The sequence below is a fragment of the Helicobacter sp. 23-1045 genome, from assembly GCF_053654655.1.
Map to the genome: position 1 here is coordinate 153,764 of NZ_JBSIUR010000001.1, position 12,060 is coordinate 165,823.

The following is a 12,060-nucleotide window of genomic DNA, read 5'->3' on the forward strand; positions in this document are numbered from 1 at the left end:
AATGGCAAAAAAAGTAGTCGGTGAATTAAAATTACAAATCCCAGCAGGAAAGGCGAATCCCTCCCCACCCGTAGGTCCAGCTTTGGGGCAAAGAGGCGTGAATATTATGGAATTTTGCAAGGCTTTTAACGAAAAGACAAAGGATATGGGCGATTTTAATATCCCTGTGATTATCACGGTTTATCAAGATAAAAGCTTTACATTTATCACCAAAAAACCGCCCGTTACGGATTTAATCAAAAAAGAAGCAAATATTAAAAAAGGCTCGGACAATCCGCTAAAAAACAAAATCGGTAAGCTAACTAACGCACAAGTCGAATCCATCGCCAAAACCAAAATGGACGACTTAAATGCAAACGACTTAGAAGCCGCAAAGCAAATCGTTTTAGGCAGTGCGCGAAGTATGGGCGTAGAAATTATTGATTAGGGAGTTGTGAATGAAAAAAATAGCTAAACGGATACAAAATCTTAACGCGAAATTAGAAAAAGGCAAGATTTATGACTTGACTAGCGCGACTACAAAGATTAAGGATTTGGCAAGTGCGAAGTTTGATGAGACCGTTGAGATTGCCATAAGGCTTGGCGTAGACCCGCGCCACGCTGACCAGATGATTCGCGGGGCGGTTGTTTTGCCGCACGGCACGGGCAAAAAAGTGCGCGTTGCCGTTTTTGCCAAAGGTATCAAAGCAGATGAGGCAAAAAACGCAGGGGCGGACATTGTAGGCGATGAGGATTTGGTAGCGACAATTCAAGGTGGCGAGTTAAACTTTGATATGGTAATCGCAACGCCTGATATGATGGCTCTTGTGGGCAAAGTCGGTAAGATTTTAGGACCAAAAGGGCTTATGCCAAACCCCAAAATCGGCACGGTTACGATGGATGTCGCCCAAGCTGTGAAAAATGCCAAAAGCGGACAAGTGAATTTTCGTGTGGATAAAAAGGGCAATATTCACGCACCTGTGGGCAAAGCTAGTTTTGAAGCCACAAAAATCAAAGACAATCTTGTGGAGCTAATCAAAATGATAAACAAATTAAAGCCCACAAGCGCGAAAGGCAAGTATATCAAGCGCACTTCTATTTCATTAACGATGAGCCCGTCTTTGGAGATTGATTGCTTGGAGTTGGCGGATATTAAGTGAGATTCATACTTGAATCGTGCGCTAGATTCGCATAATTTTGCGCGAATCTTGCGTTAGATTCAAAGCTGAATCAAAAGCGTTTTTTAAAACTTTATCTTGGGACTTGAGACTACAAGGGAGTTTTCTTAATTCTTTGGCTTTGAATCTTGGCGGATTTCACGCTAGAAACCCAAAAGATTCAAAGCAAAAGTCCTTGTATAGGTCGGTCTGAAAGGAGGAAATATGACAAAGCAAAGTAAAATCGAGCTTGTGAATGCTCTTAGTTCCCACTTTTTGGATTCAAACATTATTGTTTGCGATTACAAGGGATTAAGCGTAAAAGAGTTAGAAGTCTTGCGGCGCGAGGCATTGAAAGGCGAATCAAAAGTGCAAGTGATTAAAAATACCCTTGCAGGAATCGCCTTTAAAAATGCCAAAATTGAAGGCATTGCGCTAAAAGATACTAATATCTTTATTTGGGGCAAAGACCAAATCGCGCTTTCAAAAGTCGTCCAAAAATTTGCGGACACTAATAGCGAAAAATTCACTATAAAAGCGGGATTTTTTGATGGCGCAGTGGTGGATAGCAATCATATCAAAGCTATATCCAAATTGCCCAGCAAAGAGGAACTTATTGGTATGCTTCTATCTGTATGGAGCGCACCAGCAAGGTATTTTGTAACAGGCTTAGATAATCTAAGAAAGCAAAAAGAAGCTAGCTAAAATTAAGGAGTAAAAAATGGCTATCACAAAAGCAGATGTTTTGGATTATATCTCTAATCTTTCAGTATTAGAGCTTTCAGAGTTGGTAAAAGAGTTTGAGGAAAAATTTGGCGTAAGTGCAGCTCCCACGGTCGTAGCAGGTGCGGGTGGAGGCGCAGCAGGTGCGGCAGCAGCGGAGGAAAAGACAGAATTTAGCGTCATTATCACTGATAGTGGCGATAAGAAAATCAATGTCATCAAAGTTGTGCGCGAGGTAACAGGACTTGGGCTTAAAGAGGCAAAAGACGCTACCGAGCAAGTGCCACACACGCTAAAAGAAGGCGTAAATAAAGAGGAAGCCGAATCTATCAAGAAAAAGCTTGAAGAAGCAGGCGCGAAAGTAGAGATTAAGTAAATCTCTTTGGATTTAGATTCTGCGAGATTCGCAGAATCTATGAATTTTTAGTATTTTAACGGCTATTTTTTAGCATAGAAAACAGCCTTTATAATATCACAGCAAAAAGAGGATAAAAAATGCCAACACAATCACAAATCAAATCAGGAAATAGACTGCGACTAGGTTTTAGCGAAGCACAAGATGGATTAGACATACCCGATTTATTGCAGTTGCAACGCAATAGTTATGATTCATTTGTCAATGTGAAGCACCCAGAGGAAAGCGGGATAAATAAAGTCTTTCAATCCGTTTTCCCCATTCACGATACGCAAAATCGCTTGACTTTGGAGTATTGCGGTTGCGAATATGGCAAACCAAAATACACCGTGCGCGAAGCAATGGAACGGGGAATCACTTATGCAATCCCGCTTAAAATCAAAGTGCGCCTTATTTTGTGGCAAAAGGACGAAAAAACAGGCGAAAAATTAGGAATCCAAGATGTAAAAGAGCAGAGCATTTTTGTGCGTGAGATTCCGCTAATGACGCCAAAAACTTCATTTATCATAAATGGCGTTGAGCGCGTTGTTGTAAGTCAGCTCCATCGAAGTCCGGGCGTAATTTTCAAAGAAGAAGAATCCACCACTTCATCAAACAAACTCATCTACACAGGGCAAATTATCCCCGATAGAGGTTCGTGGCTGTATTTTGAGTATGATACAAAAGATACGCTAGTAGTGCGAATCAACAAAAGACGCAAAGTGCAAGTAACCATTTTGCTTCGCGCTTTGGGCTACAATAGGCAAGATATTATACGAATCTTTTATCCGCTCATTGATGTGAAATGCGAAAAAGACAAATATTTTATCCCATTTAACCCAAGCGATTTGGTAAATAGCGTGGGCGGGAAAGTTAGCTTTGATATTGTGGATAAAAAAGGCAAGTTGATTTTAAAAGAAAACACCAAATTATCGATGAAAAAAGCAAACGAATTGCGCGATGGTGGATTGGATTGGATTGCTTATCCGCGCGAAGTGTTGGAGGGCAAGTATTTTGCCGAACCCATTGTGGATAAAAATGGCGAAGTGATTTTTGATTGTCTAACTCAAATCGATGAGACAAAGCTAAAAAAACTCTCCGAGCTAAAAATCACAAAATTTAAAATCGTTAATAGCGAAGCACCGGGCTGTGATTCGGCGATTATCAATTCATTTTTAACCGATGTCGAATCGCTAAATTTGCTCCGCAAAGCCGAAAAAATCGATGATGAAAATGATTTAGCCGCTATTAGAATCTATCGCGTGATGAAGCCCGGCGACCCCGTTACCAAAGAAGTTGCGCGAAATTTCGTTCAACAGCTATTTTTTGACACTGAGCGATATGATTTGACAAAAGTCGGGCGAATGAAAATGAATCACAAATTAGGGCTAAAAGTGCCTAGTTATGTAACGATTCTAACGCGTGAAGACATAATTGAGAGCATAAAATATCTCATCAAAGTCAAAAACGGAATGGGGCGAATCGATGATAGAGACCACTTGGGAAATCGTAGGATTCGCGCCACAGGTGAGCTTTTGGCAAATGAATTGCATATTGGGCTAATGAAAATGCAAAAGGCAATTCGCGACAAATTAGTTAGCACGAACACAGACCACGAAAATATAATGCCCCACGAGCTAATAAACTCCAAAATGATTACAAGCACGATTTTGGAATTTTTCACAGGTGGGCAACTTTCGCAGTTTATGGACCAAACGAATCCATTAAGCGAAATCACGCACAAACGCCGACTCTCCGCGCTTGGCGAGGGCGGACTTGTAAAAGAGCGCGTGGGATTTGAAGCGCGCGATGTGCATCCTACGCATTATGGGCGAATCTGTCCTATTGAAACGCCAGAAGGGCAAAATATCGGGCTTATCAATACGCTATCGACTTTCACGCGCGTAAATGAGCTTGGATTCATCGAAGCACCATATCGCAAAGTCGATGGCGCAAAAGTAACCGATGAGATTACATATATCACGGCTTCACAAGAGGAAGGTTTAGTCATCGCACCAGCTAGCACAAAAGTCGATGAAAATGGCAATATTATCGAAGATTTGATTGAGACTAGAAAAGATGGCGAAATCATTTTAAGCGAAAAAAATAAAGTTGATTTGATTGACTTAAACCCGCGAATGCTTGTAGGCGTGGCAGCTTCGCTTATCCCATTTTTGGAGCACGATGATGCAAACCGCGCACTTATGGGCTCAAATATGCAGCGACAATCTGTCCCGCTACTAAAACCTGATGCACCAATCGTTGGCACGGGCATTGAAAATATCGTGGCACGAGATTCGTATGAAGCGGTTAAAGCGCAAAGAGATGGCGTGATTGAGCTAGTGGATAGTCGCAATATTTATGTGATGGGAGAGGACGAAAATGGCGCATTTATCGACCATTATTCATTGCAAAAAAATCTCCGCACAAATCAAAACACTTGCTTTTCGCAAAATCCTATTGTCAAAAAAGGCGATAAAGTTGTCAAAGACCAAGTCATCGCAGATGGCGCAAGTATGGATATGGGCGAACTTGCCTTGGGAAAAAATATCCGCGTAGCCTTTATGCCGTGGAATGGATATAACTTTGAGGACGCCATTGTTGTAAGTGAAAAGCTAATCCGCGAGGACGCATTTACTTCGATTCATATCTATGAAAAGGAAATCGAAGCGCGTGAATTAAAGCAAGGCACAGAGGAAATCACCTCTGATATCCCTCAGGTAAAAGAAGAGGAAATCGAGCATTTAGATGTGAGTGGGATTGTAAAAATTGGCACTTATGTCAAAGCTGGAATGATTTTGGTAGGCAAAGTCTCCCCAAAAAGCGAGGTAAAGCCCACACCTGAGGAGCGATTGCTTCGCGCAATTTTTGGCGAAAAAGCTGGACATGTGGTAAATAAATCGCTTTATTGCCCGCCATCAATGGAGGGCGTGGTTGTTGATGTGAAAATCTTTACCAAAAAAGGCTATCAAAAAGACGCAAGGGCGATTAAGGCTTATGAGGACGATAAAAATCGCTTGGAAGCCGAGCACCGCGATAAAATCGTAATGTTAGATAGAGAGGAAATGTTACGAATCAGCACCCTTTTAGGCAAAGAAAAATTAAGCACTGCCACAAAAGTAAATGATAAAAGCTACAAAAAAGGCGACATTGTCAAAAAAGAGGACATTGCCACTATGAATCGCTTTGCGCTAAATGCCTTTGTGAAAAACTATTCTAGGGCATTGCAAAGGGAGTTTGAGCAAATCAAAAATAATTTCTTGCAACAAAAGAAAATTTTAAATGATGAATACAACGAAAAACTCTCCATTTTGGAAAAAGATGATATTTTGCCAAGTGGCGTTGTGAAAAAAGTCAAAGTCTATATTGCAACCAAACGCAAACTAAAAGTCGGCGATAAAATGGCGGGGCGACACGGCAATAAGGGCATCGTCTCTATCATCGTGCCTGAAGTGGATATGCCTTATACAAAGGATGGCAAAAGCATTGAAATCGTGCTAAACCCGCTTGGTGTGCCTAGTCGTATGAATATCGGGCAGATTTTGGAAATGCACTTAGGGCTTGTAGGCAAAAATTTGGGCAATCAGATTCAAAGCATTTTTGATTCAAACAAAGCGAATTTTGTCAAAGAATTGCGCACCAAAATGACGCAAATCGCCCAAATCTCAAAGCAAACGCAATCTCTAGAATTTATCAAAAAATTAAGCGATGATGAGCTGATAAATTACGCAAGAGATTGGAGCAAAGGTGTGCGATTCGCAACGCCTGTGTTTGATGGCGTAGATGAGGAATCATTTAGCAAACTCTTTGAACTTGCAAAAATCGATATGGATGGCAAAAGTGAGCTATATGATGGCAAAACGGGCGAAAAAATCCGTGAGCGCGTAAATGTAGGCTATATGTATATTTTGAAATTGCACCATTTGGTTGATGAAAAAGTTCACGCACGAAGCACAGGACCTTATAGTTTGGTTACGCAACAGCCTGTGGGCGGGAAAGCTCTTTTTGGCGGACAGCGATTTGGCGAAATGGAAGTGTGGGCGTTGGAGGCTTATGGTGCATCGCACACGCTTAAAGAAATGCTTACCATTAAATCCGATGACATTGATGGCAGATACAACGCATACAAGGCAATTACAAGCAATAAATCCGTAGGCGAATCTGAAATACCACAAACTTTCTATGTGCTTACAAAAGAATTGCAATCTTTGGCGTTAGATGTGATAATGTATGACAAAAATAATGAGCCTATGCCATTATTAGATGAGAGCGATTCGCGTGAGCGCAAGTTGCGTAAGGATTTTGCGTCATTACAATTAGTCCTTGCAAGTCCAGAGACGATTCGCTCTTGGAGCTTTGGCGAAGTCAAAAAGCCAGAGACTATCAATTACCGCACTTTGAAACCTGAGCGAGATGGGCTATTTTGCGCAAAAATCTTTGGACCTGTGAGAGATTATGAATGTATTTGCGGGAAGTATAAAAAGAAACGATTCCGCGATACCGTAATGGTGTGCGAAAAATGTGGCGTGGAAATCACCACTTCAAAAGTGCGCCGTTCGCGTATGGGGCATATTGAGCTTGTAACGCCTGTGGCGCATATTTGGTATGTAAATTCACTGCCTAGCCGAATCGGCACACTTTTGGGCGTAAAAATGAAAGATTTGGAGAGAGTGCTTTACTATGAAGCATACATTGTAAAAAATGCGGGTGAGGCGTTTTATGACAATGAAAACACCAAAAAAGTCCAAAAATACGATGTGCTAAATCAAGAGCAATATGACGCATTGCATAAGCGATTTGAACATACGGATTTTGTCGCAGAAATGGGTGGCGCAGCGGTGAAAGAGCTATTAGAAGAGCTTGATTTGGTGGATTTGCTTATGCGGTTAAAAAATGATATTAAAAACACAGAATCCGACACAAAGAAAAAGACGATTGCAAAGCAATTAAGGGTGGTTGAGAATTTCATCAACTCCAAATCCAAGCCAGAAAATATGATGCTAACCGTGCTACCTGTTTTGCCACCTGATTTGCGTCCTTTGGTTGCGCTTGATGGCGGAAAATTTGCCGTTAGCGATGTAAATGACTTGTATCGCCGTGTGATTAACCGCAATCAGCGATTAAAAAGGCTTTTGGAGTTGGATTCGCCTGAAATCATTATTCGCAATGAAAAGCGAATGTTGCAAGAAGCTGTCGATGCGCTCTTTGACAATGCGCGAAACACAAATGCCGTAAAAGGCGCAAACAAACGCCCATTAAAATCTTTGAGCGAAATTATCAAAGGCAAACAAGGGCGATTTAGGCAAAATCTACTTGGCAAACGCGTGGATTTCAGCGGACGAAGCGTTATTGTCGTAGGACCGAATCTGCGAATGGATCAATGCGGATTGCCTAAAAATATGGCATTAGAATTATTCAAACCGCATTTGTTGGCGAAGTTGGAGGAAAAAGGCTACGCCACGACTTTGAAACAAGCAAACAAAATGATAGAGCAAAAAAGCGATGAGGTTTGGGAATGTTTGCAAGACATTGTCAAAGGCTATCCTGTGCTTCTCAATCGTGCGCCGACTTTGCATAAGCAATCAATCCAAGCATTTCACCCAAAACTCATCGAAGGCAAGGCAATTCAGCTTCACCCGCTTGTGTGTTCGGCATTTAACGCGGACTTTGATGGCGACCAAATGGCGGTGCATGTGCCTTTAAGCCAAGAAGCGATTACAGAGTGCAAGATTTTAATGCTTAGCTCTACAAATATTTTGCTCCCAGCAAGCGGAAAAGCGATTGTCGCACCTAGCCAAGATATGGTTTTGGGGCTTTATTATATTTCATTAGAGAAAAGCAATGTCAAAGGCGAACACAAACTCTTTGGCAATATCGATGAGATTATGATTGCGCTTGATTTTGGCGAGTTGGATATAAATGCGAAAATCCGCACTTATGTGGATAATCGCCTTATTTACACCACTGTGGGTAGAATGATGATTTATTCGATTTTGCCTAGTGGAATCCCTGTGGATTTGTGGAATCGCGTGATGAAAAAGAAAGACATTAGCAATCTAATCGACTATGTCAATAAAGAAAGCGGAATGTCTGCGATTGCTAGATTTTTGGATAATCTAAAAGATTTAGGATTCAAATACGCCACAAAAGCGGGGATTTCGATTTCTGCTTATGATGTCATCGTCCCAAATGACAAGCAAAATATTATCGATGAGGCTAAAAAGCAAGTTCGCGCGATTCAAACGCAGTTTGACAAGGGGCTTTTAACTGAGCAAGAGCGATACAATAAAATCATTGACATTTGGACAGATACAAGCAACAAAATGGGCAAAGATATGATGAAGCTAATCGAATCTGACAAAGATGGATTTAACTCCATTTATATGATGGCAGATTCGGGTGCAAGAGGTAGTGTGGCACAGATTCGACAGCTATCCGCAATGCGTGGGCTTATGGCAAAGGCGGATGGCACGATTATTGAAACTCCCATTATTTCAAACTTTAAAGAGGGCTTAAATGTGCTTGAATACTTTACTTCAACGCACGGCGCAAGAAAAGGGCTAACTGATACCGCGCTTAAAACGGCAAACGCTGGATATTTGACTAGAAAGCTAATTGATGTTAGCCAAAATGTCAAAATCACAATGCACGATTGTGGCACTCACGAGGGCATTGAGCTAACAGACATTACCGTTGGTAGTGAGCTAATTGAGCCATTAGAAGAGCGAATCATAGGGCGTGTTTTGGCTGAAAATGTCATCGACCCGATTACAAATGAAATTTTAATCATCGAAGGCTCTTTGATTGATGAAACAATGGCTAGAAAAATCAAAGAAGCCGAAGTGAAATCCGTTGTGATTCGCGCTGCCACCACTTGCAAGGCAGAAAATGGCATTTGTGCGAAATGCTATGGTTTGAATTTAGGCGATGGCAAAATGGTGCATATCGGCGAGGCTATCGGTATCATCGCAGCGCAATCTATCGGCGAGCCCGGCACTCAGCTGACTTTACGCACATTTCACGTGGGAGGAACAGCATCAAGGGCGCAAGAAGAGCGACAAGTTGTCGCGGAAAAAGAGGGATTCATTCGCTTTTATAATATTAAAACCTATAAAAACAAACAAGGCAAAAATATCATCGCAAACCGCCGAAATGCCGCGATTTTGCTTATCGAGCCAAAAGTCAAAGCCCCATTTGATGGTGTGGTAAAGGTTGAAAATATCCACGATGAAACGGTGGTAAGCATTGTAGGCAAAAAAGAAACGGTGCGCTATGCGGTGCGAAAAAGCGATGTGGCAAAACCAAACGAGCTTGCGGGAGTTAGCGGAAAAATCGAGGGCAAACTTTTTATCGCGCACGGCAATGGCTACAATATCAAAAAAGATGGCAGTATCATTGAAATTATCAAAGACGGGTGGAATATCCCACATCGAATCCCTTATGCAAGCGAGCTAAATGTCGAGGACAACGCGCCAATCGCGCAAGTAATCACCGCCAAAGAAAAGGGCATTGTGAAAATTTACAAATTAGTCGGCAACACGCTAGAGCGCATTAGAGATGTAAAAAAAGGATTTAAAGTTACCGAAAAAGGCATTTTTGCCATAATCGCTGATGAAAACGACAGAGAAGCGACACGGCATTATCTTGCGCGTGGCTCTATTTTGCAAATCAATGACAGCGCAAATGTCGAAATCGGCGCAATTATCGCCAAACCTGAATCCGAAGAGCAAAAAATCATCGCGCAGTGGGACCCTTACACTACGCCTATCATCGCTGAAATCGATGGCGTGGTGAGATTTGATGATATCATCGCAGGACTTACCGTAACTGAGCAAGTTGATGAAATCACAGGACAAAGCAATTTGGTGGTGAATGAATACTTGCCACAGGGCGCAAAACCTGCCATTATCATCACAAACAAAAACGGCGAATCCAAACGCTATCCAATCGACCCAAAAACTTCGATTGTGGCAAGTGAGGGCGCAAGTGTTTATACGGCGGATATTATCGCTCGTGCGCCAAAGGCGATTGCAAAATCAAAAGACATTACAGGCGGTTTGCCACGCGTAAGTGAGCTTTTTGAGGCGAGAAAGCCAAAAGATTCTGCGGTTTTAGCGGAGATTGATGGTGTTATTAGCTTTGGTAGTCCGCTGCGTGGCAAAGAAAAGATTATCATCACTTCGCAAGATGGGCGAGTCGCAGAATATTTGATTGACAAAAATAAGCAGATTTTGGTGCGTGAGGGCGAGTTCGTGCATTCGGGCGAAAATATCACAGATGGCATAATTTCTAGCCACGATATTTTGAAAATTTTGGGCGAAAAGGAATTGCATAAATATATCGTTAGCGAAGTGCAGCAAGTTTATCGTCGTCAGGGCGTGACGATTGCCGATAAGCATATTGAAATTATCGTTAGCCAAATGCTTCGCCAAGTTGAGATTGTCGATAGTGGCGATACGCGCTTTATTGAGGGCGATATCGTAAGCAAGCGCGCTTTTAGGGTTGAAAATGAAAGTAAGATTCGACTTGGTGGTGAGCCTGCGATTGCAAAGCCGATTTTGCTAGGCATCACAAGAGCATCTGTTGCGAGTGATAGCATTATCTCTGCGGCGTCTTTCCAAGAGACTACAAAAGTCTTAACGGAGGCAAGTATCGCTGCAAAAGTTGATTCGCTAAAAGATTTAAAAGAAAATGTGGTGCTTGGTAGAATGATACCTGTCGGCACGGGTATTTACAAAGATAAAGCCTTTAAGGTTAAGGGCGTTGAATCGTAGATTCTGCGTTTTAGATTCTGCGATTCGCAGAATCTAATGCAAAAAATCATAATTTTTGCTTAATTTAAGCAAAATAAAAGATTAGATTTTATACAATTTCAGCTTTTTTAAAGGCAAATTTTAATTTATAGAAAGGAACAAAAATGCCAACGATTAACCAACTCATACGCAATGAGCGCAAATCTTTAACCAAAAAGTCCAAATCCCCTGCGCTAATGGATTGTCCGCAAAGGCGGGGCGTTTGCACTAGGGTTTATACAACCACACCAAAAAAGCCAAACTCAGCGTTGCGAAAAGTCGCCAAAGTAAAGCTCACAAGCAAAATCGAAGTCATTAGCTATATCCCCGGCGAGGGGCATAACTTGCAAGAGCACTCCATTGTGCTTGTGCGTGGTGGCAGGGTTAAAGACTTGCCGGGCGTGAAATATCATATCATTCGCGGTGCGCTAGATACCGCTGGTGTGGCGAAGCGAAGCGTATCGCGCTCAAAATATGGTGCGAAAAAAGCAAAAGCAACCGAAGCAAAAAAATAACATAAAGGATTGTTAAAATGAGAAGACGAAGAGCTCAAAAAAGAGAAGTGTTAGGCGACCCTATTTACAACGACAAAGTCGTTACGAAATTCATCAACAAAATGATGTTAGATGGCAAAAAAAGCGTTGTGGAAAAGATTATGTATGCCGCGCTAAATAAGATTGAGGAAAAGACAAACGAAAAAGGCATTGACATTTTTCAAAAGGCATTAGAAAATGTCAAACCTTTGGTGGAAGTGCGCTCACGCCGTGTGGGCGGGGCGACTTATCAAGTGCCTGTGGAAGTGCGCGTAGAGCGACAGCAATCGCTTTCAATCCGCTGGATACTCGAATCTACACGCAAACGCAATGAGCGCACGATGATTGATAGACTTGCAAATGAGCTAATTGACGCGGCAAACGAAAAGGGCAGTGCGTTTAAGAAAAAAGAAGATGTGCATAAAATGGCAGAGGCAAACAAAGCCTTTGCGCATTATCGCTGGTAAAATTCGCAATATTAC

The 12,060-nt window shown here is 41.9% G+C and carries 7 protein-coding genes; all 7 read left to right on the plus strand.

What is annotated here, in order from left to right; genetic code table 11:
- Position 1: 1 nt before the first annotated feature.
- A complete protein-coding gene (rplK, locus tag ACWIUE_RS00950; RefSeq protein ID WP_454134030.1) occupies positions 2-427 on the plus strand; it encodes a 50S ribosomal protein L11 in 426 nt (141 codons plus the stop codon).
- A 10-nt stretch (positions 428-437) separates the two neighbouring features.
- Positions 438-1,139: a 50S ribosomal protein L1 gene (rplA, locus tag ACWIUE_RS00955; RefSeq protein ID WP_454134032.1), complete on the plus strand. Its 702-nt coding sequence runs from the start codon at positions 438-440 to the stop codon at positions 1,137-1,139.
- 222 nt (positions 1,140-1,361) lie between these two features.
- Positions 1,362-1,841, plus strand: a complete 480-nt coding sequence (gene rplJ / locus ACWIUE_RS00960) for a 50S ribosomal protein L10 (protein WP_454134034.1) — start codon at positions 1,362-1,364, stop codon at positions 1,839-1,841.
- Between the two features lie 16 nt (positions 1,842-1,857).
- Complete coding sequence (rplL, locus tag ACWIUE_RS00965) at positions 1,858-2,235, plus strand: 50S ribosomal protein L7/L12 (RefSeq protein WP_454134036.1); 378 nt, start codon at positions 1,858-1,860, stop codon at positions 2,233-2,235.
- 119 nt (positions 2,236-2,354) lie between these two features.
- A complete protein-coding gene (locus ACWIUE_RS00970; RefSeq protein WP_454134038.1) occupies positions 2,355-11,027 on the plus strand; it encodes a DNA-directed RNA polymerase subunit beta/beta' in 8,673 nt (2,890 codons plus the stop codon).
- Between the two features lie 143 nt (positions 11,028-11,170).
- Positions 11,171-11,560, plus strand: a complete 390-nt coding sequence (gene rpsL, locus ACWIUE_RS00975; RefSeq protein ID WP_454134039.1) for a 30S ribosomal protein S12 — start codon at positions 11,171-11,173, stop codon at positions 11,558-11,560.
- Between the two features lie 17 nt (positions 11,561-11,577).
- Entirely contained in the window at positions 11,578-12,045 is a 468-nt protein-coding gene (gene rpsG, locus ACWIUE_RS00980; RefSeq protein ID WP_454134041.1) for a 30S ribosomal protein S7, read from the plus strand.
- Positions 12,046-12,060: the final 15 nt, after the last annotated feature.